The sequence below is a fragment of the Cryobacterium sp. RTC2.1 genome (genome assembly GCF_035018685.1).
Lineage (GTDB): Bacteria > Actinomycetota > Actinomycetes > Actinomycetales > Microbacteriaceae > Cryobacterium > Cryobacterium glucosi.
In genome coordinates this window covers 1-23172 of sequence record NZ_JASJXJ010000049.1, presented here as the reverse complement: position 1 = coordinate 23172, position 23172 = coordinate 1, and the positions used below count along the sequence as shown (strand labels likewise).

General features: G+C 68.5%; 23 protein-coding genes. 12 read left to right on the top strand and 11 right to left on the bottom strand.

Annotation, left to right across the window (positions count from 1 at the left end; genetic code table 11):
• Both QN357_RS08470 and QN357_RS08465 read left to right on the top strand, forming a co-directional pair.
• A partial coding sequence (locus QN357_RS08470; protein WP_323504761.1) for an anti-sigma factor occupies positions 1-485 on the top strand: 485 nt, incomplete at its 5' end.
• Positions 486-505: 20 nt separating this feature from the next.
• Positions 506-1393: an aminodeoxychorismate lyase gene (locus QN357_RS08465; protein ID WP_134450010.1), complete on the top strand. Its 888-nt coding sequence runs from the start codon at positions 506-508 to the stop codon at positions 1391-1393.
• Between the two features lie 30 nt (positions 1394-1423).
• Here the strand turns inward: QN357_RS08465 and pstB are convergent, their stop codons facing one another.
• From pstB to QN357_RS08425, 8 genes are all read right to left on the bottom strand, one after another.
• Positions 1424-2203 carry a phosphate ABC transporter ATP-binding protein PstB gene (gene pstB / locus QN357_RS08460; RefSeq protein WP_134450011.1) on the bottom strand — a complete coding sequence of 260 codons (780 nt, stop codon included), beginning with the start codon at positions 2201-2203 and terminating at the stop codon, positions 1424-1426.
• Between the two features lie 37 nt (positions 2204-2240).
• Entirely contained in the window at positions 2241-3341 is a 1101-nt protein-coding gene (pstA, locus tag QN357_RS08455) for a phosphate ABC transporter permease PstA (RefSeq protein WP_134450012.1), read from the bottom strand.
• A complete protein-coding gene (gene pstC / locus QN357_RS08450; protein WP_323504760.1) occupies positions 3341-4285 on the bottom strand; it encodes a phosphate ABC transporter permease subunit PstC in 945 nt (314 codons plus the stop codon). Before pstC ends, pstA begins: the two co-directional genes overlap by 1 nt.
• Before the next feature lie 162 nt (positions 4286-4447).
• Positions 4448-5545, bottom strand: coding sequence for a phosphate ABC transporter substrate-binding protein PstS (gene pstS / locus QN357_RS08445; RefSeq protein WP_323504759.1), 1098 nt, complete (start codon positions 5543-5545; stop codon positions 4448-4450).
• A gap of 158 nt (positions 5546-5703) precedes the next feature.
• Positions 5704-6654, bottom strand: coding sequence for an NUDIX hydrolase (locus tag QN357_RS08440; RefSeq protein ID WP_323504758.1), 951 nt, complete (start codon positions 6652-6654; stop codon positions 5704-5706).
• Positions 6651-8825: an RNA degradosome polyphosphate kinase gene (locus QN357_RS08435; protein ID WP_134450016.1), complete on the bottom strand. Its 2175-nt coding sequence runs from the start codon at positions 8823-8825 to the stop codon at positions 6651-6653. The genes QN357_RS08440 and QN357_RS08435 overlap by 4 nt, the downstream gene beginning before the upstream one ends.
• A gap of 56 nt (positions 8826-8881) precedes the next feature.
• Positions 8882-9796 carry a mycothiol synthase gene (mshD, locus tag QN357_RS08430; RefSeq protein ID WP_323504757.1) on the bottom strand — a complete coding sequence of 305 codons (915 nt, stop codon included), beginning with the start codon at positions 9794-9796 and terminating at the stop codon, positions 8882-8884.
• Positions 9771-10463, bottom strand: coding sequence for a winged helix-turn-helix transcriptional regulator (locus tag QN357_RS08425; protein ID WP_241975327.1), 693 nt, complete (start codon positions 10461-10463; stop codon positions 9771-9773). The genes mshD and QN357_RS08425 overlap by 26 nt, the downstream gene beginning before the upstream one ends.
• An 83-nt stretch (positions 10464-10546) precedes the next feature.
• Between QN357_RS08425 and QN357_RS08420 the strand changes: the two genes are divergently transcribed.
• From QN357_RS08420 to QN357_RS08405, 4 genes are all read left to right on the top strand, one after another.
• Positions 10547-10810: a hypothetical protein gene (locus tag QN357_RS08420; protein WP_134450018.1), complete on the top strand. Its 264-nt coding sequence runs from the start codon at positions 10547-10549 to the stop codon at positions 10808-10810.
• A 191-nt stretch (positions 10811-11001) separates the two neighbouring features.
• On the top strand, positions 11002-11661 hold the full coding sequence (locus QN357_RS08415; RefSeq protein ID WP_323504756.1) for an FABP family protein: 660 nt from the start codon (positions 11002-11004) through the stop codon (positions 11659-11661).
• A 67-nt stretch (positions 11662-11728) separates the two neighbouring features.
• Entirely contained in the window at positions 11729-12910 is a 1182-nt protein-coding gene (locus QN357_RS08410; RefSeq protein ID WP_134450020.1) for a YgfZ/GcvT domain-containing protein, read from the top strand.
• A gap of 46 nt (positions 12911-12956) precedes the next feature.
• The gene (locus QN357_RS08405; protein ID WP_134450021.1) at positions 12957-13703 is read left to right on the top strand and encodes a phosphoglyceromutase; all 747 of its coding nucleotides are present in this window, start codon (positions 12957-12959) and stop codon (positions 13701-13703) included.
• 126 nt (positions 13704-13829) lie between these two features.
• Here QN357_RS08405 and phoU read toward each other — a convergent pair whose 3' ends face one another.
• On the bottom strand, positions 13830-14492 hold the full coding sequence (gene phoU, locus QN357_RS08400; RefSeq protein WP_134450022.1) for a phosphate signaling complex protein PhoU: 663 nt from the start codon (positions 14490-14492) through the stop codon (positions 13830-13832).
• Positions 14493-14672: 180 nt separating this feature from the next.
• Between phoU and QN357_RS08395 the strand changes: the two genes are divergently transcribed.
• Positions 14673-15827, top strand: a complete 1155-nt coding sequence (locus QN357_RS08395; RefSeq protein WP_134450023.1) for a sensor histidine kinase — start codon at positions 14673-14675, stop codon at positions 15825-15827.
• Complete coding sequence (locus QN357_RS08390) at positions 15824-16504, top strand: response regulator transcription factor (RefSeq protein ID WP_134450024.1); 681 nt, start codon at positions 15824-15826, stop codon at positions 16502-16504. The genes QN357_RS08395 and QN357_RS08390 overlap by 4 nt, the downstream gene beginning before the upstream one ends.
• A gap of 129 nt (positions 16505-16633) precedes the next feature.
• Here the strand turns inward: QN357_RS08390 and QN357_RS08385 are convergent, their stop codons facing one another.
• Positions 16634-17089: a hypothetical protein gene (locus QN357_RS08385; RefSeq protein ID WP_323504755.1), complete on the bottom strand. Its 456-nt coding sequence runs from the start codon at positions 17087-17089 to the stop codon at positions 16634-16636.
• Positions 17090-17291: 202 nt separating this feature from the next.
• Between QN357_RS08385 and QN357_RS08380 the strand changes: the two genes are divergently transcribed.
• The 4 genes from QN357_RS08380 (at position 17292) to rlmB (ending at position 21667) form a co-directional block, all read left to right on the top strand.
• Positions 17292-17774, top strand: coding sequence for a CarD family transcriptional regulator (locus QN357_RS08380; protein ID WP_035879449.1), 483 nt, complete (start codon positions 17292-17294; stop codon positions 17772-17774).
• Positions 17775-17901: 127 nt separating this feature from the next.
• Positions 17902-19161 (top strand): 2-C-methyl-D-erythritol 4-phosphate cytidylyltransferase, encoded by a 1260-nt coding sequence (gene ispD / locus QN357_RS08375; protein WP_323504754.1) that lies wholly within the window; start codon positions 17902-17904, stop codon positions 19159-19161.
• Positions 19158-20573, top strand: coding sequence for a cysteine--tRNA ligase (gene cysS / locus QN357_RS08370; protein ID WP_134558856.1), 1416 nt, complete (start codon positions 19158-19160; stop codon positions 20571-20573). Before ispD ends, cysS begins: the two co-directional genes overlap by 4 nt.
• Complete coding sequence (gene rlmB / locus QN357_RS08365) at positions 20573-21667, top strand: 23S rRNA (guanosine(2251)-2'-O)-methyltransferase RlmB (protein WP_134450028.1); 1095 nt, start codon at positions 20573-20575, stop codon at positions 21665-21667. The genes cysS and rlmB overlap by 1 nt, the downstream gene beginning before the upstream one ends.
• Positions 21668-21743: 76 nt before the next feature.
• Here rlmB and QN357_RS08360 read toward each other — a convergent pair whose 3' ends face one another.
• Positions 21744-23066, bottom strand: coding sequence for a DUF4032 domain-containing protein (locus QN357_RS08360; RefSeq protein ID WP_134450029.1), 1323 nt, complete (start codon positions 23064-23066; stop codon positions 21744-21746).
• Positions 23067-23172 lie beyond the last annotated feature (106 nt).

Below are 23172 nucleotides of genomic sequence, written 5' to 3'. Positions count from 1 at the left end.
GGTTCCAGCGCCCCGCGAGCCTGCTGGCCGCTGCGGCCGCTGCGGTCGCCCTGTTCATCGGCGGTACCTTCGTCGGCCTGGGACTGGCCGGCACCTCGGGCACGTCCGATTCCTTCGCGGCCCAGCAGGCGGCATCCCTCGCCCAGCTCAACGCGGCACCCGACGTGCAGCGCGCCTCGGCGACGACCGCGGACGGCCACCAGGCCACCCTGGTCTGGTCCGATACGAGCAGCCTTTCGGCGCTCGTCGTCGACGGCCTGCCTGCGCTTTCCGGCGACAAGGACTACCAGCTCTGGTACATCGGAGCCGGGGGAGCGGTCTCGGCCGGTCTCCTCGACACGAGCGTCAGCGCGAGCGGCGGAACCGCCTGGCGGGTCCTCGACGGCAGCCTCACCTCAGGCGACACGATCGGCATGACCGTGGAACCCAAGGGCGGCTCGAAGCAACCCACCACGACGCCGATCGTGGCCATCCAGAGTTCCTGATCCGCAACTAGGCTCGGGGCATGACGCTGCCATTCACCCTTCTGATCGACCCGGTGCCCGCCGATTCCGCCCAGGCGGACTTTGCGGGCACCTTCCACGAGATGGATTCGGCCGCTCCGGCTCTCCGGGTGGGGGAGCTGAGCACCCAGCGCGGTGACGGCATCTTCGAGACCCTCAGCGTCGTCGACGGGCACCCGCAGGAGGTCGAGGCGCACATCACCCGCCTGAGGCACTCGGCGGAGATCTGCGACCTCCCGGTGCCGAACCCGGCGCAGTGGCGAGAGGCCATCGCCTACGCGGTGGCGCGGGTTCCGCACGAGGGCGAGCTCGCCCTCAAGTTCGTACTCAGCCGCGGCGTCCAATCCGGGCCTGCACCGACCGCGTGGCTGCACGCGACCCGCGCGCCGGACCACTCCGCCGCGCGCGAGAACGGGGTGCGGGTGATCACCCTCGACCGCGGGTACCCGCGCGGGGTCGCCGAGGTCGCCCCGTGGCTGCTGATGGGTGCGAAGACACTCAGCTACGCGATCAACATGGCCGCCCTCCGCGAGGCGCGGCGCCGTGGGGCCGACGACACGATCTTCCTCACGCACGACGGCTACGTCATGGAGGGCCCGACGTCGAGCGTGGTCATCCGTTCGAACGGCGTCTACGTGACGCCGGCGCCGAGCGGTGCGATCCTGCACGGCACCACCCAGCAGAGCCTCTTCGAGCACCTCAGGGAGCAGGGCGAACCGGTGGAGTACCGCGACATCACGGTCGCGGAGCTGCGGGCGGCGGATGCCGTCTGGCTGTTGTCGAGCATCCGCCTGGTCGTGGCCGTGACCGAACTCGACGGCCTGCCGCTCGCGACCGACCTGCCGCGCACCCGCGTCTTCAACGCGTACCTGCTCGGCCGCACCGACTAGACCGCCGAAGCGGTCGGGGCAGGCGCGGGTTTAGCCGAAGCGACCGGAGACGTAGTCCTCGGTCGCCTGCACCGACGGGTTGGAGAAGATCGTCGTGGTGTCGTTGTACTCGATGAGCTTGCCCGGCTTGCCGGTGCCTGCGATGTTGAAGAAGCCGGTGCGGTCGGAGACCCGGGATGCCTGCTGCATGTTGTGCGTGACGATCACGATCGTGTATTCGGCCTTCATCTCCTCGATGAGGTCCTCGATCGCGAGGGTGGAGATCGGGTCGAGGGCCGAGCACGGCTCGTCCATCAGGATCACGTCGGGCTGCACGGCGATCGCACGGGCGATGCAGAGCCGCTGCTGCTGGCCGCCGGAGAGGCTCGAGCCTGGCTTGTCGAGGCGGTCCTTGACCTCGTTCCAGAGGTTGGCGCCCTGGAGGGACTTCTCGATGAGGGCATCCGCGTCCGACTTGGAGATGCGGCGGTTGTTGAGCTTCACGCCGGCGAGGACGTTGTCGCCGATCGACATGGTCGGGAACGGGTTCGGCCGCTGGAACACCATGCCGACCTGGCGGCGCACGAGTACCGGGTCGACGCCGGGGCCGTAGAGGTTGTTGCCGTCGATGAGCACCTCGCCCGTGACGTAGGCGCCCGGGATGACTTCGTGCATCCGGTTCAGGGTGCGGAGGAAGGTGGACTTACCGCACCCGCTCGGCCCGATCAGGGCGGTCACCGTGCGGGGCTCGATCGTCAGCGTGACGTTTTCGACAGCGAGGAACTTGCTGTAATAGACGTTGAGGTCGTTGACTTCAATGCGCTTGGACATGTGATCCTTCGAGTTGCGGCCAGCGGCCGGGTGGAGCCTAGCGGCCGAGCTTGGGGGAGAAGATTCTGGCGATGAGCCTCGCGAGGCCGTTCAGGAGCATGACGATGAGCACCAGGGTGAGTGCGCCGGCCCAGGCCCTGTCGAGATACGCCTGGGTGTCCGTGCCCTGGTTCGCGTACTGGGTGTACACGAACACCGGGAGGGTCATCATCCGCTGGCTGAACAGGTCGTAGTTCATGCTCGCCGTGAAGCCGGAGATGATCAGCAGCGGGGCCGTCTCGCCGATGACCCGGGAGATCGAGATCATGATTCCCGTGACGATGCCGGCGATCGAGGTCGGAAGCACCACCTTGAGAATGGTCAGCCACTTCGGCACGCCGAGGGCGTATGCGGCCTCGCGCAGCTCGTTCGGCACGAGTTTGAGCATTTCCTCGCTCGAGCGCACCACGACCGGGATCATCAGCACCGAGAGAGCGATGGCACCGCCGAAGCCGAAGCGGATGCCCGCATCCTGGAACAGCAGGGAGAAGAAGGCGAAGGCGAACAGGCCTGCCACGATCGAGGGGATGCCGGTCATCACGTCCACGAAGAAGGTGATTGCCTGGGCCAGCCGGCCGCGTCCGTACTCGGTGAGGTAGATAGCGGCGAGCAGGCCGATCGGCACCGAGATGAGCGTGGCGACGCCGGTGATCTCGAGGGTGCCCATGACGGCGTGCAGGGCGCCGCCGCCCGCGCCGACGACGTTGCGCTGCGACTCGGTGAAGAACGTCGGGGTGAGGAAGGCCGGCAGCCCGTTGACGACCGTCGTGAAGACAAGTGAGATCAACGGCAGCAGTGCGATCACGAAGGCGGCGGTGACGAGGGCGGTGACGAGGCGGTCCTTCGCCCGGCGCACGCCTTCGACGGCGTAGGAGAGCGCGTAGATGGCGACGCAGTAGAGCACTGTGCCGAAGAAGACCGTGCCGACGATGTTGAAGCCGGAGGTGGCCCCCGACAGCTGGAGCACCAGGAAGACCGCTCCGGTGACGATCCAGCTTGCCAGCAGGACGTAGAGCGTGGAGTTCCTCGGCAGCTTGCCGGCGGCGTATGCGTTGGCCTGGGGCGTGTTCGCGGCCCGGGTGGCGGTCGTGCTGCTCATCAGTTCGCTCCCGAGAAGGCCTTGCGGCGGTTGATGATGTAGCGGGCGATCATGTTGACCGCGAGGGTGATGACGAAGAGGATCAGGCCGGTGGCGAGGAGGATGTTCACGCCGACGCCGTGCGCCTCAGGAAAGTTCAGGGCGATGTTCGCGGCGATGGTCGTCGGGTTCTGCGAGGTCAGCAGTTGGAAGAGCACCGTCGGGCTCGGCGAGAGCACCATCGCGACCGCCATCGTCTCGCCGAGGGCGCGGCCGAGGCCGAGCATCGAGGCGGAGATGATGCCGGAGCGGCCGAAGGGAAGCACCGCCATTGAGATCATCTCCCAGCGGGTGGCGCCGAGGGCGAGGGAGGCTTCCTCGTAGAGCACCGGAGTCTGCAGGAAGATCTCCCGGCAGAGTGCGGTGATGATCGGAAGCACCATCACCGCGAGCACGATGGCGACGGTGAGGATGGTGCGCCCGGTGCCGGAGACCGGTCCGGCGAAGAGCGGGAACCAGCCGAACCAGTCGACGAGGTTCGCGTAGAACGGCTGGACGAGCGGGGCCAGCACGCCGATGCCCCACAGGCCGAAGACCACGGACGGCACGGCGGCGAGGAGGTCGATGACGTAGCCCAGGCCCTGGGCGATCCGCCGGGGGGCGTAGTGCGAGATGAAGAGGGCGATGCCGATCGCGAGCGGGATCGCGATGATCATGGCCAGCAGTGCCGACCAGAGCGTGCCGAAGGCGAGCGGCCAGACGTAGGCCCAGAAGTTGGTGAAGCCGCCGCTGAAATCGGCGGGTGCCGCGACGAAGGCCGGCAGGCTCTGGACGAGCAGGAACCCGGCGACGGCGGCGAGCACGGCGAGGATCAGGCTGCCGGCGACGACGGTCGCCGTTGAGAAGATCACATCGCCGGGACGCTGGGGGGCGCGGATTCGATCGCGGGCAACTACGGGGGTCATGCCGGGCGTCTCCCTGAGGTTCGGGTGGTGGAGCGAAAACGATGCGCGGTCCGGGGGCCGTACACCCCAGTCTGCCCGGTCCGGGCCGCTGATACGACGCGGGCCCTGGCCGGGCAGACTTCGGTGGAGCTGGTAGTGCGGGTCGTGCCGGTGAAACGGGTGTTACTTGACGGTCGAGAGAACCGCGGCGACCTTGTCGGCCAGGTCGGTCGAGAGCGGCGCTGCGCCACCGGCGGATGCGGCGACCTTCTGGCCGTCAGCACTGGCCATGTACGTCACGTACGCCTTGACGAGCTCGCCCTGGGCGGGCTTGGCGTATTCGGTGCAGACGACCGCGTAGCTGACCAGCACGAGCGGGTAGTGCGTCGCGTCGGTCGTGGTGCGGTTGATCTTGATGGCGAGGTCGCTCGCGTCGCGGCCCGTGACGAGCGGGGACTCGGCGACGACGGCGGCCGCGGCTTCCGCGGTGTAACCGACGAAGGTGTCGCCGACCTTGATCTTCGCAACGCCGAGCTTGCCGGCCTTGGATGCGTCCGCGTAGCCGATCGTGCCGACGCCGTTGGTCACGGCGTCAACGACACCGGAGGTGCCCTTGGCGCCTTCGCCGCCCTGGATCGGGAATGCGTCGGCTGCCTTGTCGGTCCACACGGTCGGTGCGGTCTGGAAGAGGTAGTCGGTGAAGTTCTTCGTGGTGCCCGAGTCGTCCGAGCGGTGCACGGCGGTGATCGCCGTTGCCGGAAGGGTCACGCCGGAGTTGAGCGCGGCGATGGCCGGGTCGTTCCAGGTCGTGATCTCGCCGCGGAAGATGTGCGCGAGGGTTGCGGAGTCGAGCTTGAGGTCCGTGACGCCGGCGACGTTGAAGATGACCGCGATCGGGGAGATGTAGACGGGCAGGTCGACGGCCTTGGCGCCGGCGGCGCAGGACGCGAACGTTCCGGCGAGCTCGGTGTCGTTGAGCGCGGAGTCGCTGCCGGCGAAGTCGGAGCCGCCCGCGATGAAGGTGGAGCGGCCCGCGCCGGAGCCTGACGGGTCGTAGTTGACCGTGACGTTCGGGTTGGAGGTCTGGAACGCTGCGATCCAGGCTTCCTGGGCGGAGCCCTGGGCGGACGAGCCGGCGCCGGTGAGCGTTCCGGTCAAGGTGCTGGTCGTCGCTGCGGTGGTGCTCGAGCCGGTTCCGGCTTCGTTGGAGGCACACGAGGACAGTGCGAGAGCGGCGGCGACGGCGATGACTGCGGGTCGGCCAAAACGCTTGAGATTCACGAATTTTCCCTTTCGAGGGTTGACAGCAGTGAAACTGACTGCAGGGCGGGGCCGGTGCTGGCCCCGGTCAGACGATAATCCGACGGCTTAACGACACCCCCTCCGGAAGATGAACGGAAGGTTAACGTGAACGGGCTGTTCGGCGGGCCGGCGGGCCCTCAGACGCTCGGTCGGTATGTCTCGATGCCGAGGATCCCGGCGCTCGGGTTCTCGCGGGACAGGTGCACGACGGAGAACGATCCGATGTCGAGGTGGGAGGCCTCCTCGATGTAGAGGCCGAAGGTGCTCCCCGTGGCGAGCGCGATCTCGTGCAGGATCTCGGGCAGCACCGGGCCGTGGCTGCAGATGACGGCGGTCTTGCGGGAGCGGATGCGCTTGCCGATGCCGGCGCGGACATCCGCTACGCCCTGTTCGAAGGCGTCCTGGCTGAAGAGCTCCGTGCGCTTGATCGGGATGCCGGTCGCGGCCGCGAGCGGGGCGACGGTCGTGATGCACCGGGTGGCCGTGCTCGAAACGATGCGGCGCGGGCGCCACGCCGCCACGGTCGGCACGAGTTCGACGGCCTGGGCGACGCCGCGTTCGGTGAGGGGGCGGGTGCTGTCCGGGCCGGCCCAGCTTGAACCGGTGACGGCCTTGCCGTGCCGGAGGGCGATGAGGGCGAAGGTCGTCGTCACGCCCCTGTCGACGAGTTCGGCGAAGGCGTCGATGATCTCGACGTCCTGCGCGTAGCTGAGGTAGCTGCGTGCCTTTTTGATCGTGACCCATTCGATAGCCGCGATCTCGCTGTTCGGCACGAAGGTCGAGCGCTGGATCTCCTCGGGGTGCACCTCGGCTGCCCAGTACTGCACGATCTTTTCCCTGCCGTTTCCGAGCGAGTACCGCGATTCGCCGAGCGGCACGCCCAGGGCGACCGCGAGTCCGGTTTCTTCCTCGATCTCCCGCACGGCCGTCTCCGGCAGCGTTTCGCCGGGGTCGACCTTCCCCTTGGGGATGGTGACGTCGCCGTAGACCGTGCGGTGCACGAGCAGGACGTTCATCTTGCCGTCGATCAGGCGCCAGCAGACCGCACCGGCAGCGTGGATCGCTCCGTTCGGGAGGACCGCACTCATCGGCGACCCGTCGGCCGAACGCGTCGGGAGATCTGCTGCATCAATCGGTCCTGCATGTCGTCGAGCGGCTTTCCGGAGTCATCGAGGTGGTGGCGGGTCCATTCGCCGGTGTTGTCGAGCCACCAGGATGCCGTGCGGTCGTCCATGGCGCGGTTGAACAGCCCATCGATCTCCGTGAGGTGATCGGGGTCGACGAGGCGCACAAGGGCCTCGACGCGTCGGTCGAGGTTGCGGTGCATCATGTCGGCGCTGCCGATGTAGACCTGGGTGTCCCCGCCGTTGTGGAAGGAGAAGATCCGGGAGTGCTCGAGGTAGCGGCCGAGGATCGACCGCACCTTGATCGTCTCGCTGACCCCGGGGAGGCCCGGCGTGAGGCTGCAGATGCCGCGCACCCAGACCTCGACGGGGACCCTGGCCTGGCTGGCCCGGTAGAGCGCGTCGATGATGGCCTCGTCGACCATCGAGTTGACCTTGATGCGGATGCCGGAGGGCTTGCCGTCGAGGGCGGCCTGCGTCTCCTGGTTGATCGCCTTCAACAGCCCGCGACGCAGGTGCAGGGGTGCGACGAGAAGCCGCTTGAACTTCTTCTCGATCGCGTACCCGGAGAGCTCGTTGAACAGGCGGGTCAGGTCCTTGCCGACCTGGGGGTCCGCGGTCAGCAGGCCGAGGTCCTCGTAGAGCCTGCTGGTCTTCGGGTTGTAGTTACCGGTGCCGATGTGGCTGTAGTGCCGCAGCACGCCGTTCTCGTTGCGCACGACGAGGGCGAGCTTGCAGTGCGTCTTGAGGCCGACGAGGCCGTAGACGACGTGCACGCCGGACTTCTCGAGCTTGCGTGCCCAGGAGATGTTGGCCTGCTCGTCGAAGCGGGCCTTGATTTCGACGAGGGCGAGCACCTGCTTGCCGGATTCGGCGGCAGCGATGAGAGCCTCGACGATCGGGCTGTCGCCGGAGGTGCGGTACAGGGTCTGCTTGATCGCGAGCACGTCGGGGTCGGCGGCCGCCTGCTCGAGGAATGCCTGCACACTCGTCGCGAAGGACTCGTACGGGTGGTGCAGCAGGATGTCGCGGCGCGCGATCGAGCTGAAGATATCGGGCTCGGCGTTCGGCTCTGGCGCGAGGAGCTGAACGGCCGTGGTCGGGACATGCTTGACGTAGCGCAGGTCCGGGCGGTCGACGCGCAGGTCGAACAGTCCGCCGAGATCGAGCGGGGCGGGCAGCCGGTACACCTCCTGCTCGGTGACGTCGAGTTCGCGCACGAGCAGGCCGAGGGTGACCTCGTCCATGTCCTCGGTGATCTCGAGGCGGATCGGCGGGCCGAACCGGCGACGGAGCAGTTCCTTCTCGAGGGCCTTGATCAGGTTCTCGGTCTCGTCTTCCTCGATCTCGACGTCCTCGTTCCTGGTGACCCGGAAGACGTGGTGTTCGAGGATGTCCATGCCGGGGAACAGGTCGCCGAGGTGGTTGGCGATGAGGTCCTCGAGCATGATGAATCGCACGTTGTCGAAGCCCTCGCGGCGGTCGACCCGCACGAAGCGCGGCAGCATGGTCGGCACCTTGAGCCTCGCGAACTCCTGCTTGCCGGTCTTCGAGTTGCGTACCCGGACGGCGAGGTTGAGGGAGAGGCCGGAGATGTAGGGGAACGGATGCACCGGGTCGACCGCGAGGGGCATCAGCACCGGGAAGATCTGGTTGGAGAAGTAGTCGCGGAGCGAGCGGTGGTCGGCCTCGTCGAGGCTGTCCCAGGTGGCGATGTGGATGCCGGCGGCCATCATGGCCGGGCTGACGAGGTCCTGGAAGGCGCGGGCGTGCCGGTCCTGGAGCACATGCGCCATCGCCGAGATGTCGGAGAGGGCGTCCTGCGGTGCGGTACCGATGTTCGTCGGCACGGCGAGTCCGGTCAGGATGCGGCGCTTGAGTCCCGCGACGCGGACCATGAAGAACTCATCGAGGTTGCTCGAGAAGATGGCGAGGAAGTTCGCGCGCTCGAGAACCGGGAGCAGTGGGTCCTCGGCGAGTTCGAGCACCCTCTGGTTGAACGCGAGCCAGCTCAATTCCCGGTCGAGATACCGGTTGGTGGGGAGTTCCGGGTCGTCCTTGCCGGTCAGGGGATCGAAATCGTCATCGAAGTCGCTTCCGAGACCCGATTCGTCCTGAATGTTTTCGCCGTCCATGAGTCCATCCTGACACCGCAGGACCTGCCGGTGCGACGGTTCCGGGTGAACAGTGCCTATCGGGTTCGGCGGCGGTACTGGACGTCGACACTGCGATCGGTGAATCCGAGGGACCGATACAGCCGCACGGCAGGCACATTGTCGCCCTCGACGTAGAGCGTCGCGCTGGTCGCCCCGCGCCGGCGCAGACGCTCGAGCCCCGCGGTCATCAGCCGGCGTCCGAGGCCGTGCCCGCTCCACTCGGGGCTCACCCCCACCACGTAGATCTCACCCTCGGCTGCTCCCGGCTCGATCTTCAGCCAGTTGTAGCCGACCAGGGCGTCGCCGACGCGGGCGACGAGGAAGTCGCCCGCGTCGAACCAGGCCTCGTTCATGCGGTCGGCGAGGTCGGCCGCTGTGATGCCGCCCTGCTCGGGGTGGGTGGCGAAGGTCCGCGCGTTCAGGGTCACCCAGGCGTCGGCGTCGGCGGCGGGGTCGAACGCGGTGATCACGATCGCGTCGTCCTTCTCCCGGGCGGAAGCCTCCTCCGGGGCGGCGGATGCCGGGGGAGCGGACGAGGCGTGGAGCGCCAGTTCCAGCTGGAGCAGTCGACGGACGGCGTCGAAGCCGAAGCGCCCGGCGAGGGCGCGGGCCGCCGGGTGATCGCCGTGCGCCCAGGCGGTCAGGCCGTCCGGTGCATCCACCGCGTACGCGGGATCGCCGAAGAGCTCGGTCAGGGCCGCGGTGGCGTGGCCGTGCCTGCGGAACCCGGGGTGCACGACGAGGTCGAGCTCACCAGAGCCGAGGACGAGGGCTCCGACGGCGGCGTCGCCGTCGCGAAGCAGAAAGGGAGCGCGGCGCCCGGCCGCAAGATCGAGGGTGGCCTGCTCGTTGAGCGGGGCATACCCGTCGACGCGTTCGGCGGCATCCGTCACCGCGGCCCAGGAGAGCGCGAAGGCGCTGTCGTCAGGCCCGTGCGACGGACTGATCACGCACGGCCTCTGGTTCCTGCACATTGAAGCGGTATCCGACGTTGCGCACGGTGCCGATCAGGGATTCCTGGTCGCCGAGCTTGGCGCGGAGGCGGCGGACGTGCACGTCGACCGTGCGGGTACCGCCGAAGTAGTCGTAGCCCCAGACCTCGCTGAGCAGCTGCTCACGCGTGAAGACCCGGGAGGGATGGGCCGCGAGGAAGCGGAGCAGCTCGAATTCCTTGTACGTGAGGTCGAGCGGTCGGCCGTAGACCTTCGCGGAATAGCTCGCCTCGTCGATGACGACACCGGCGGCGCGGATCAGCGCGGACTCCTCGGCCCGCGGCGTGCGGCCGGCGGCGAGGCGGATGCGGGCGTCGACCTCGGCGGGACCCGCCGTGTCGAGGATGACGTCGTCGATGCCCCAGCCGGGGCTGACCGCGGCGAGGCCGCCCTCGGTGATCACGAGCAGCAGCGGGACCTGACTGCCCGTCGTCTGCATGATCTGGCACAGCGACTTCGCGGCCATCAGGTTGGTGCGGGCGTCGACGAGGATGACATCGGAGTCAGGGGCGGTGATGAGCTGGTCGGGCTGGGCCGGAATGACGCGGATTCCATGCGAGAGCAACGCCAGCGCCGGCAGGACCTCCCCGCCGACCGCGGAGGTCAGGATCAATAATTGCGCCACGCGGGCCCTCCAACCATTGTTGGCCAATCCTAGCGTGCAGCCACGTGCAGCCGATTGCTCCCCTGGCAGGGCACAATGGAAGAGTGAAGTGGCAGTGGAGAAGCGTCGGCCTGGTCTGGGCGTTCGCCGTGGTCTGTTCTGTGCTCACCGGGGCCCTCGCGGCGCCCGGTCGTTCCCTCGTGTGGATCGGCCTCTCCCTCGCGGGGTGCACCATCGGCACCCTCTCCATCCAGCTCGCGACCGGGCAAAAAGAGGGCTACGTGCACCGGGTCACGCTGAGCCTCGTCGGCGCGGTCCTCGTCCTCGCCGCCGCGACCGGAATCTTCGCGCTCGCCGGGCTTCTGTAACGAACTGGTAAAGCCGCGCCGGGTACCCGCGCGCAGGCGTTTCGGCTCTCGCCGGGAGCTAAGGTGGTGTCATGTCAATCCTCGCGCTCGAAATCTTCTTCCTGGGCCTCCTCGCGCTCGCGAGCCTGTCGATCGCCTGGGTCTCCGGCATCGTGTTGTTCAAGCTGTTCCGGGGGCAGCGGTAACCCTCGATGTTCGAGCTCCCGACCCAGCTCCCGTCCGAACTCGTCCCGCTCTCGTGGCTCCTCGGCGTCTGGGAGGGGTCAGGTGTCATCGACTATGCCCTGCCGGACGGTCATCGGGTCTCACGTGAGTTCGGCCAGCGGCTGAGCTTCAGCCATGACGGCCTCCCGCACCTGAACTACAGCTCATACACCTGGCTCGAAGCGGATGCCGCAGCGAGCGTCGACGACGCCGCCGAGGCGGTCGACGGGGCCGCGTCCGCCTTCGTCGGGAAGACCCCGCTCATGACCGAGACAGGGTACTGGCGCCTGAGTCGTCCCCAGGGCGCCGGCGACCCAGGGCCCGGGCTGCTGCCGGCAGAGGGCGAGCACCCCTATACGACGGCGTCCGCCGTGGAGACGCTCCGCAATGCCGACGGCGGCTTCGACATCGACGTGACGCTCGTGCATCCCGGCGGTGCCGCCGAGATCTACCTCGGCCAGGTCAAGGGGCCGCGGATCGACCTCGCGACCGACGCGGTGATGCGCACCCAGGGCGCGAAGGCGTACTCGGCCGCGACCCGGTTGTACGGTCTCGTCGACGGCCACCTGCTCTGGGCGTGGGACATCGCCGCCCTCGGCCAGAGCCTGCGCACGCACGCCTCCGGCCGCCTCAAGCGGGTCGAATAATCCCGGCGGTTCCCGCGTTGTCCCCGATGTGCGCCTCAGCGTTACGCAAACCCCGGAAGAAGTCCTCATGACCCCGCCGACAGCATCCGCTTCAGCCCTGCTCGACCTGCCCGGCGCCGTGCAGGCGACCGGCCCCGATGCCGGCGTCGCCGCCCACTACGGCAACCCGATGATCGAACAGCGTCACCTGCTCGCCGGCGAGGCCATCGTCGACCTCTCCAACCGTGCGGTGCTCGGCGTCTCCGGCCCGGACCGGCTGACCTGGCTCAACTCGATCACGAGCCAGGAACTGCGCTTTCTGAAGCCGGGGGAGTCGGCCGAGACCCTCGTGCTCGACCCGACCGGGCACGTCGAGCACGCGGTGCGGCTCGTCGACGACGGCATGGAGGCGTGGCTCGTCGTCGAGGCCGCCGAACTGCCCGCGCTGCTTACGTGGCTCGACCGGATGCGCTTCATGCTGCGGGTCGAACTGCGCGACCGCACCGATGAGTACGCCGTCATCGGCACGATGGGGAGCATCGGCGACCTCGCCGCTGCCGCGCCCGCGCTCGAACCCGCCGCGCCGAACGGAACCCCCCTCGTCTGGCATGACCCGTGGGCTGCCGTCGTCACCGGCGGCTTCCAGTATGCGGAAGACCCCGCGCATCCCGGTGCTGACTGGCACTGGACCGAGGCCCTCGTGCCCCGCACCGCGCTTCCGGCCGTGACTCTGGCCGTCCGCCGCGGCACCGTGCGCGCGGCCGGCCTGCTCGCCCTCGAGGCGCTCCGGATCGCGGCCTGGCGGCCCCGCCGGGCGACAGAGGTCGACGACAGGACCCTCCCGCACGAGCTCGACTGGCTGCGCAGCGCCGTGCATCTGAACAAGGGCTGTTACCGCGGCCAGGAGACCGTCGCGAAGGTGCACAACCTCGGGCACCCCCCGCGGCGGCTCGTGCTTCTGCACCTCGACGGCTCCCAGGGCGTGCTGCCGGTGCACGGCGACGAAGTCCAGGCCGTCCGTCGCCTCCCCGACGGCGACACGGAGCGTCGCGGCGTCGGCTCGATCACCTCGAGTGCGATCCACTACGAGCTCGGGCCGATCGCCCTCGCCGTCGTCAAACGCACCGTGCCTGCAACGGTCGTGCTCCAGGTGCTGAGCGAGGAGATCGCGGTCGCCGCGACCCAGCAGGTCATCGTTCCGCAGTCGGCCGGCTCGGTCGCCGAGATCCCCCGGCTGCCCCGTCTGGGCATCCGCACCCCCGGCCACTGACCCCCGGCCACCGACCACCGGCCCGGCTCTCGATAGAGTTGGAGTCATGTCATACAATCTCATCCTCCTTCGCCATGGCCAGAGCCTATGGAACCAAGAGAACCTCTTCACCGGTTGGGTAGACGTTCGCCTGAGCGAGCAGGGAGCTGCCGAGGCCAAGCGCGCCGGCGAGCTCCTCGCAGAGTCCGGCCTCCTGCCCGACGTCCTGCACACGTCACTCCTTAGCCGCGCCATCCAGACCGCGAACATCGCGCTCGAGGAAGCCGACCGCCTCTGGATCCCCGTGAAGCGCTCCTGGCGCCTCAACGAGCGCCACTACGGCGCCCTGCAGGGCCTCGACAAGGCGGAGACCCTCGCCAAGTTCGGCCCGGAGCAGTTCCAGCTCTGGCGCCGCTCCTTCGACGTGCCGCCGCCCGTGCTCGCCGATGATTCCCCCTGGTCCCAGGCGCACGACCCGCGCTACGCGGGCCTCGGCGAGGAGCTGCCCCGCACAGAGTGCCTGAGCGACGTCGTCGACCGGATGCTGCCCTACTGGGAGTCCGACATCGCGACGGACCTCCGTGCAGGCAAGACCGTTCTCGTCACCGCCCACGGCAACTCGCTGCGCGCCCTCGTGAAGCACCTCGACAACATCAGCGACGCGGACATCGCCGAGCTCAACATCCCGACCGGAATCCCGCTCGTCTACCGCCTCGACGAGAACCTCGTCCCGATCGGTGCGGGCCAGTACCTCGACCCCGAGGCCGCCGCCGCCGGTGCCGCGGCCGTCGCCGCCCAGGGCAGCAAGAAGTAGAACTCCCGCCCCATTAGTCCGCTATCGACAGTCCCCACCGAAAACGGCCCCGGAAGCATTCGCTTCCGGGGCCGTTTCGGTTGTGCGGCGTTTCGGTTGTGCGGCGGTTCGAGTGGTGCGGGCGGACTACTGGACGCCGGTCGTGCTCTGCTGCCAGGCCCCCGTGCCGAGGTACTGGATCTTCTTGGCGATCGAGACGGCGTGGTCGGCGAAGCGCTCGTGATACCGGCTCGCGAGGGTCGAGTCGACCGTGTCGGCGGCCTCGCCCTTCCAGGTCTCCGCGAGGACGGCGTCGAAGACGCTCAGGTGCAGGGCGTCGACCTTGTCGTCTTCGTTGCGGATGACCTCGGCGAGCTTGACGTCCTGGGTGGTGAGCAACTCGGTGAGCATCGTCGAGATGGTCACGAGCAGGGCGCCCATCTCGCCGAAGGTGCCCCGCAGGCTCTGCGGAACGACCTTGTCGGGGAAACGGTAGCGGGCGAGCTGCGCGATGTGGGTGGAGAGGTCGCCCATCCGCTCGAGGGACGAACTGATCCGGAGGGCGCTCACCACGATGCGCAGGTCGCGGGCGACCGGCTGCTGGCGCGCCAGGATCGTGATGGCGAGTTCGTCGAGCTCGATGGTGAGTTCGTCGATCTTGTCGTCTTCGCTGATGGCCTCTTCGGCGAGGTTGACGTCGGACTCGTTGAAAGCCCTGGTCGACTTCGCGATCGAGATGCCGACGAGACGGGAGATCTCGACGAGGCGGTCCTGAACCTCGGCGAGCTCCTGCTGGAATACTTCACGCATACGTCTGTGTTCCTTCCTGGGCGCGCGATACGCGCAGAAACGTGGAAACCACCTGGCCCCCAGCGAATCTTTGTCGACAGAGGTTAACGGCAGGTGCCGGAGTGTTGAATACTACCTAAAGTAGCCGCCCAGCGGCCCGGCACGGTTCGTTCCGCTTTTTTGTGTCAGTAATCTGGTGGAATGGAATCATCGTGGCTCGTGCTGGTGTCTCTGGCACTGGGCCTCATGGTCGGTGCCGGGTTCATCAGCCTGCTCCAGATCGCGGAACGCCACGGCCGTCGCGCCTCCGAGGTGGTCAACCCGGCCGTGCCGGACGGCATCGACCAGGTCCTCGACGCACTTGACACCGCGGCCGTCGTGCTCGACCCCTCCAACAATGTGATGAAGACATCCCCGGCCGCCGTGTCGATGGGGATGGTCTGGAACCGGCAGATCGTGCACCCGGAACTCCTCGAGCTCGCCGGTAAGGTGCGGCGCTCCGGGGAACCGATCGCCGAAGACCTGATCCTCTCCCGCGGGCCGTTCGGCGACGCGAGCATGCGCGTGCGCGTGCGCCTGGCCACGCTCGGCACCCGCTACGTGCTGCTGCTCGCCGAGGACCGCACGGAGGCCTTCCGCCTCGACGAGGTGCGCCGCGACTTCGTGGCCAACATCAGCCACGAACTCAAGACCCCGATCGCCGCCGTCGGCCTGCTCGCCGAGGCGCTCAACCAGGCCGCCGACGAGCCGGCGCAGGTGCGCAGGTTCGCCAGCAGGCTCACGACGGAGTCCGGGCGCCTGACCCGGCTGACGCAGGAGATCATCGAGCTCTCCCGGCTCCAGGCACAGGACTCCCTGTCCGAGCCGGAAGACCTCCCGATCGACGACGTCGTCGCGGCGGCCGTCGACCAGAGCCGGGTCGTTGCGGATGCCGCACGCATCACGCTCGCCGTCGGCCAGCCCTCCGGCGCCCTTGTCACGGGCGATGAACGCCTCCTCGTGATGGCCGTGCACAACCTGGTCGCCAACGCGGTGCACTACTCCGCTGAGGGATCCCGGGTGGGTGTGGGAGTGCGTCACCACGACGGCGTCGTCGAGGTGACGGTGACCGACCAGGGCGTCGGCATCCAGGAGGCCGACCTCGACCGCATCTTCGAACGATTCTTCCGGGTCGACCAGGCCAGGTCGCGTCACACCGGTGGAACGGGCCTCGGCCTCTCCATCGTGAAGCACATCGTGCAGATCCACGGCGGCGACATCCGCGTCTGGTCCCAACCGGGCAGCGGTTCGACGTTCACCATCCGGCTGCCTGAGGCGAGTCACACCGCCCTGGCCACAACAGGAGAGACCCCGTGACCCACATTCTTTTGGTTGAGGACGAACAAGCGCTGAGCGAGCCGTTGAGCTTCCTGCTCGAACGCGAAGGCTACGAGGTCACCGTCGCCGAGGACGGACCGAGCGCCATCAGCGAATTCGACCGGATCGGACCCGACCTGATCCTGCTGGACCTGATGCTCCCCGGCATCCCCGGAACCGAAGTGTGCCGCGAGATCCGCACCCGCTCCCAGGTCCCGATCATCATGCTCACCGCGAAGGACTCCGAGGTCGACATCGTCGTCGGACTCGAACTCGGCGCGGACGACTACGTGACCAAGCCGTACTCGACCAGGGAACTGCTCGCGCGCATCCGTGCGGTGTCACGTCGGCGCACCGACCAGACCGAGGACGACGAGAACATGCTCACGGCGGGCACCGTCCGGATGGACATCGAACGCCACACGGTCGCAGTGAGCGGCACCGTGGTGAACATGCCGCTCAAGGAGTTCGAGCTTCTCGAGTTCCTGCTGCGGAACGCCGGCCGGGTGTTGACCCGCGGCCAGCTGATCGACCGGGTCTGGGGCACCGACTACTTCGGCGACACCAAGACCCTCGACGTCCACATCAAGCGGATCCGCTCGCGCATCGAGGCGACGCCGTCAGAGCCGACCATGCTCGTCACCGTGCGTGGCCTCGGCTACCGCTTCGAGGCCTGACCCGGTCCGCTTCGACGCCGGACCCGGCCTAACTCGACCCGGTCTGGTTCGAACCGGTCGGGTTCGAACCGGTCGGGCTCGACCAGTTCCGGCCTGACCCGGTCTGGCCTTGCCTGCGTCTGCCGGGCGCTACGGCGCCGCGGTCGGCAGCAGGGTCGAGTACTGGGGGAGCGTGCCGTCGAGTACCGGCGTGAGCAACTGGAGGCCGGTCTCGGTGCCGTACTGGAAGTAGACGGGGAACAGCGAGCCGAGTGGGGCATCGATGTTCTCGAGCGTGATCACGGGGCCGCCGGTCGCACCGATCGCGGTGCTCGACTGCGGCTTCAGGGTGAGCTGCTGGGTGACCTTGCCGGTCGTGGCCGTGTACTGCACGGACAGGCTGTGCGCTGAATCGCTCGGGTTGACCACGGTGACGAGGAGGCTCCCGGTCTTTCCGTCCGTCGAGAGCACGATCGCGTTGCGGACCTGCAGGTCGCCGACGTTGCCGCTGACCCCGTCGCTCGCGTCGTAGTGTTTGGTCGTTGACTGCGGGGCCAGCAGGTTGCATCCGCTGGTACCCAGCAGGATACCGGCCGTCAGCAACACGGACAGCAAGACTCGAGCCCTCACAAGACCTCCAACAGTTCGACGGTGCGCCTGAAGGCGCGAACGCCGCAGATTTCGCTTCGAGCCTAGCGTATCGGGGAGGCCGGCCTCGTGGCCCCTCCGGCCCATGCCCCGGTCAGGGTCGCAAACCCTACCACCCCTCGCTGTGGTATCCTAGACGTTGCTGAAGGGATATCCATACATGCTTTTTGAAGTAGGCGAAACCGTCGTTTATCCCCACCACGGTGCCGCGACAATCACGGAAGTGAAAACGCGGATCATCAAGGGTGAGGAAAAACTGTACCTGAAGCTCAACGTCACTCAGGGCGACCTCACCATCGAGGTTCCCGCCGAGAACGTCGACCTCGTCGGCGTGCGCGACGTGATCGGTCGTGAGGGCCTCGACAAGGTGTTCGAGGTGCTGCGCGCCCCGTTCACCGAGGAGCCAACCAACTGGTCCCGCCGGTACAAGGCCAACCTCGAAAAGCTCGCCTCCGGCGATGTCATCAAGGTGTCAGAGGTCGTCCGCGACCTGTGGCGCCGCGACCAGGACCGCGGCCTGTCCGCCGGTGAGAAGCGGATGCTCGCCAAGGCCCGCCAGATCCTGATCAGCGAGCTGGCCCTCGCCGAAAAGACCGACGAAGAGAAGGCCTCAACGGTCCTCGACGAGGTTCTGGCTTCCTGACCCACCTTGACTTTTTTCACACGCTGAAAGGCGGCGCCGCGAGGTGCCGCCTTTCGCACGTTCCGGTGTGAACGTTCCGGTGTGAACTATCCCGCAGCATCCGCCCTCCAACAGATAGCCTCCAGACATGACTGAATACGCAGCCCCCGCGGTCGCGGTCATCGTCGTCGCCGCGGGCAGTGGCGCCAGGCTCGGAGCGACGGAGCCGAAGGCGTTCGTCCTGCTCAGGGGTCGCACGCTCCTCGAGCGCGCGCTCGGTTCCGTGTTCGGAATGGTCGAACCCGCCCAGGTGATCGTCGTGGCGCCGGACAGCCACCTCTCCGAGGCCCGGGTGATCGCGGCAGCCGCCGCCGGGGCTGTCGCGTCGTACGTCGACGTCGTGGTGGGCGGCCCCACTCGTGCTGACTCTGTCAACCGGGGCCTCGCCGTGCTGCGCCCGGGCGTCGAGACTGTCCTCGTGCACGATGCCGCCCGCGCACTCACCCCTGCCGGACTGTGCGACGCCGTCGTCGCCGCTGTGCGGTCGACCGGGCACGGCATCGTCCCCGGTCTCGCCCTCGTCGACACCATCAAGCACGTCGACGCCGAGGGCACCATCCGCGCGACGGTCGACCGTTCGGCCCTCTCGGCCGTGCAGACGCCGCAGGGCTTTCCCCGGGGCGTGCTGCTCGCCGCCATGAGCGCCGCAGACCCCGCGGGCACCCCGACCGACGACGCCGAGATCGTCGCGGCCGCCGGACATCCGGTCGGGGTCATCCCCGGAGACCCGCTCGCGTTCAAGATCACGACCCCGTGGGACCTGCACCGGGCCGAGGCCCTCCTCGACGAGCGTGCCCGCACGGATGCCGCCGCGGTCGGCCAGCAGGCCGAGGCGCCGTCACCGCGGATCGGTTCGGGCCTCGACGTGCACGGGTACGACGATGCCTCGCCGCTCTGGCTCGCCGGCCTGCACTGGCCGGGGGAGCGCGGCCTCTCCGGGCACAGCGACGGCGACGCCGCCGTGCACGCCATCTGCGACGCGCTCTTGTCCGCGGCCGGCCTCGGCGACGTCGGCGGTGTCTTCGGCGTGGCCGACCCGCGTCTCGAAGGTGCGCACGGCGACGTGTTCCTCCGCGAAACCCTCCGCCGGGTCACCGCGGCCGGGTTCCGGGTCGGCAACGTCACCGTCCAGATCATCGGCAATCGCCCGAAGGTCGGCCCGCGCCGACTCGAGGCCGAGGAATACCTCAGCGGGATACTGTCCGCGCCGGTCAGCGTGTCCGCAACGACGACGGACCGGCTCGGTTTCACCGGGCGCGGCGAGGGCATCGCGGCCCTCGCGACGGCCCTCATCGTGCCCCTCATCCCGCTGCCGGAAACCGGCCCTGTTCTAAGCTGGGACGTGTGACGATCCAACTGTACGATTCCCGGGCCCAGGCCTTGCGCGACTTCATTCCGACGACCCCCGGTGCGGTCGGTATCTACGTGTGCGGGCCGACCGTGCAGTCGTCTCCGCACATCGGCCACCTGCGCAGCGCCCTGGTCTACGACCAGCTCCGGCGCTGGCTCACCTACCGCGGCTTCGACGTCACGTTCATCCGCAACGTCACCGACATCGACGACAAGATCCTCGCCAACGCGGCAGGCACCGCAGAGCAGTGGTGGGCGCTCGCCTACCGCTACGAACTCGAGTTCACGGCCGGGTACCAGCGCCTCGGCATCCTCGCCCCCACGTACGAGCCACGTGCGACGGCGAGCATCCAGCAGATGCAGGACCTGATCACCCGACTGATCGACCGCGGCCACGCGTACCCGGCGGCCGACGGCTCCGGCGACGTCTACTTCGACACCAACAGCTGGGCGGAGTACGGGGCGCTCACCCGCCAGGGTCGCGGCGACATGGAAGCGGCGGCGGACGCCGACCCGCGTGGCAAGAACGACCCGCGCGACTTCGCCCTTTGGAAGGGTCACAAGGCCGACGAACCGGCCTCGGCGTCCTGGCCATCCCCCTGGGGACCCGGCCGGCCCGGCTGGCACATCGAGTGCTCCGCGATGGCGAGCCGTTACCTCGGCGCGGGCTTCGACATCCACGGCGGCGGCCTCGACCTGCGGTTCCCGCACCATGAGAACGAACTCGCCCAGTCAACGGCGGCCGGCGACGCGTTCGCGAAGTACTGGATGCACAACGGCCTCGTGCATGTGCACGGCCAGAAGATGTCCAAGTCCCTCGGCAACTCCGTCTTTGCTGCCGAGCTGCTCGACCAGGCCAGGGCCATCGTCGTGCGCTACTACCTCGGAGCCGCGCACTACCGCTCCACGATCGACTACACCGACCACTCCCTTGCCGAGGCCGAAGCCGCCCTCGAACGCATCGAGAGCTTCCTCGACAGGGCCGACCGCCGCCTCGCCGAGACGCGTTTCGCCTCGAGCGGCGTCGAGCTCGTCCCCGACGAGTTCGCGGTCGCCATGGACGACGACCTCGCCGTGCCCCAGGCCCTCGCCGTGTTGCACGAGACCGTGCGCACCGGCAACGCGGCGCTCGACGCCGAAGACTTGCGCGCCGCCGCTGCCGCCCGTGGCCAGGTGCTCGCCATGAGCGAGGTCCTCGGCATCAACCCCCTGTCGCCCGGCTGGGCCGTCGCGACGGACGAACCAGCCATGGTCGCACTCACCGCCCTCGTCGAGCGCCTGCTCTCCGACCGGGAGACCGCCAGGGAAAGCCGCGACTACAAGGCCGCAGACCGTATCCGGGACGAGCTCGTCGCCGCCGGAATTACCATCGAAGACACCCCCTCGGGTGCGCATTGGAGTTTTGACTGATGAAGAACACAGACCGCAAGGCTCGCACCGGGTCCGTGCGCAAGGGCAGCCGCGGCCCCCAGGTCGGCTCAGGCGGACAGGGCCGCCAGGCCCTCGAGGGTAAGAAGCCCACGCCCAAGGCCGAAGACCGTCCGTACCACCCCGCCGGGAAGCGCAAGGCCGCCCAGGACCGCTTCGCAGCGGCCGGCGGTGGCCGCAGCCGCCCCACGACGGGTTCGCAGGGCGGGCAGCGCTCCACCGCCAACTCCGGCGGCGGTGGCACCTCCACCCGCAAGGCGAAGTCGATCGACGAGCATGAGATCGTCACCGGGCGCAACTCGGTGCTCGAGGCCCTGCGCGCGAAGATCCCCGCGAGCACCCTGTACATCGCAACCCGCATTGAAATGGATGACCGGGTCAAGGAGGTCCTGACCCTCGCGACGGGCCGCGGCATCCCCGTGCTCGAAGTGATGCGCCCGGAACTCGACCGCCTCGCCGGCCGCGACGCCGTGCACCAGGGCCTCGCGCTCAAGGTGCCCGCGTACGAGTACGCGCACCCGATGGAGCTCCTCGAGCTCACGATCAGCCGCGGCTTCAAGCCGTTGTTCGTCGCCCTCGACGGCATCACCGATCCCCGCAACCTGGGCGCCATCATCCGTTCGACCGCGGCATTCGGCGGCCACGGCGTGATCGTGCCCCAGCGCCGGTCGGTCGGCGTCACGGCTTCCGCGTGGAAGACTTCCGCCGGTGCGGCAGCGCGCACGCCCGTCGCCATGGCGAGCAACCTCACCCAGACGCTCAAGTCGCTCAAGGAGGTCGGTGTGCTTGTGATCGGCCTCGACGGCGGCGGAGACACCTCGCTGCCCGAGCTCGGCCTCGGCTTCGCGGAGCGCCCGATCGTCGTCGTCGTCGGCAGCGAGGGCAAGGGCCTGTCGCGCCTCGTCACCGAAACCTGCGACGCAATTGTCTCGATCCCGATCAGCGCGAGCACCGAGTCCCTCAACGCCGGCATCGCCGCGAGCGTCACGCTCTACGAGATCTCCCGCCTGCGCGCGGCAGCGAAGGTCGCCAAGGCCGTCAAGCTCGCCGCCGCCAAGGCAGCCGCCACCGCCTGACCCTTCACCGGGTCAGGGTTCGCCATGACGAAGGATGCCGCGGACCGCGGCATCCGGACGTCGCCCGACCGGACGTCTAGACCTTGAGGCGCCAGTCCTGGGCGTCGTCAGCGCTGGTATCGCCGGCGCCCGCGGCGACGTCGTCGTTCGTGACGTCGATCGGAAGCGTGATGGACCCGGTCGCGGGTTCGATCACGGTCGCCTCGTCGCGGCGGTGACGCAGGACATCCTGCACATAGGACGTGACCGCTTCGGCGAGCGGGATGTCCCTGGACTGGTTCTGGGCCATGTACCAGCGGTGGTCGAGCAGCTGGTGGAACACCTCTGCCGGCTCGAGCTTGCCCTTGAGGTCGCGCGGAATCGCGCGGATGACGGGTTCGAAGACCCGGACGACCCACTCGTGGGCGAGGGCTTCTTCGTCGCTCGCCGGGTCGCCGTATGCGAGGCGATAGGCGTCGAGGTCGTTGAGCAGGCGCCGGGCCTGGTTCTCCTCGGCGTCGAGGCCGGTCAGCCGCAGCAGGCGGCGCTGGTGGTGCCCCGCGTCAACGACCTTGGGCTGGATGCGCACGGTCGAGCCGGTCGCATCCGTCTTGATGGCGAGTTCCTCGATGTCGAAGCCGAGGTCGTTCAGGCGCTCGACGCGTTCGGTGATGCGCCAGCGCTCGGAACTCGCGAAGGATTCGGAGCCGGTCAGCTCGGTCCAGAGCAGCCGGTAGGCGTTCACGATGCCGTTGCTGACCCGGATCGGGTCGAGTTCGTCCGCGGCGCGGCCGCCGGCCTCGAGGTCCATCAGCTCGCCGGCGATGTTGACCCTGGCGATCTCGAGGTCGTTCTCGCGCTGGCCCTTGGACAGGCCTCCAGGGTAGAGCTGCCCGGTCTCCGCGTCGACGAGATAGGCGGCGAAGGCGCCGGCATCGCGGCGGAAGAGAGTGTTGGAGAGCGAGACGTCGCCCCAGAACAGGCCCGCCATGTGCACGCGCACGAGCAGCAGGGCGAGGGCGTCGACGAGGCGGGTCGCGGTCGTCGGTCGCAGCGTCTGCGAGTACAGGGCGCGGTAGGGGAGTGAGAACTTGAGGTGCCGGGTGACGAGGACCGAGTTCAGCGGCTCGCCGTCTTCGTTGGTGCGGTTCGTGATCACGGCGAGCGGCTCGACGCAGGGGATTTCGAGTCCCTGGAGGGTGCGGAGCATTTCGTACTCGCGCTTGGCCATCTCGCTCGTGGTTTCCTTGATCGCGACGACGCGACCGCTGAGGTGCGCGAACCGTACGAGGTGACGGGAGAGGCCCTTCGGCAGGGCGGCGATGTTCTCGTTCGGCCAGGCGTCCAGCGGCAGGTGCCAGGGCAGGTCGAGGAGGGCCGGGTCGGCCGTGGCCGAGGTGATGTTGACAGAACCGCTCATGGATTGAGCCTACCGGTGCGGGTTGGCGGCCGGTGCCGGATGCCCCGCGGACAGGGGCTGTCCCGGGTTGCCGGGACGCAGAACGGCCGGGCGGAATGAATCCGCC

Coding starts and splice junctions, on each gene's coding strand:
- QN357_RS08465 (WP_134450010.1), top strand. CDS start 506: ATGACGCTGCCATTCACCCTTCTGATCGACCCGGTGCCCGCCGATTCC.
- pstB (WP_134450011.1), bottom strand. CDS start 2,203: ATGTCCAAGCGCATTGAAGTCAACGACCTCAACGTCTATTACAGCAAG.
- pstA (WP_134450012.1), bottom strand. CDS start 3,341: ATGAGCAGCACGACCGCCACCCGGGCCGCGAACACGCCCCAGGCCAAC.
- pstC (WP_323504760.1), bottom strand. CDS start 4,285: ATGACCCCCGTAGTTGCCCGCGATCGAATCCGCGCCCCCCAGCGTCCC.
- QN357_RS08440 (WP_323504758.1), bottom strand. CDS start 6,654: ATGAGTGCGGTCCTCCCGAACGGAGCGATCCACGCTGCCGGTGCGGTC.
- QN357_RS08435 (WP_134450016.1), bottom strand. CDS start 8,825: ATGGACGGCGAAAACATTCAGGACGAATCGGGTCTCGGAAGCGACTTC.
- QN357_RS08415 (WP_323504756.1), top strand. CDS start 11,002: ATGTTCGAGCTCCCGACCCAGCTCCCGTCCGAACTCGTCCCGCTCTCG.
- QN357_RS08410 (WP_134450020.1), top strand. CDS start 11,729: ATGACCCCGCCGACAGCATCCGCTTCAGCCCTGCTCGACCTGCCCGGC.
- QN357_RS08405 (WP_134450021.1), top strand. CDS start 12,957: ATGTCATACAATCTCATCCTCCTTCGCCATGGCCAGAGCCTATGGAAC.
- phoU (WP_134450022.1), bottom strand. CDS start 14,492: ATGCGTGAAGTATTCCAGCAGGAGCTCGCCGAGGTTCAGGACCGCCTC.
- QN357_RS08395 (WP_134450023.1), top strand. CDS start 14,673: ATGGAATCATCGTGGCTCGTGCTGGTGTCTCTGGCACTGGGCCTCATG.
- QN357_RS08380 (WP_035879449.1), top strand. CDS start 17,292: ATGCTTTTTGAAGTAGGCGAAACCGTCGTTTATCCCCACCACGGTGCC.
- ispD (WP_323504754.1), top strand. CDS start 17,902: ATGACTGAATACGCAGCCCCCGCGGTCGCGGTCATCGTCGTCGCCGCG.
- rlmB (WP_134450028.1), top strand. CDS start 20,573: ATGAAGAACACAGACCGCAAGGCTCGCACCGGGTCCGTGCGCAAGGGC.
- QN357_RS08360 (WP_134450029.1), bottom strand. CDS start 23,066: ATGAGCGGTTCTGTCAACATCACCTCGGCCACGGCCGACCCGGCCCTC.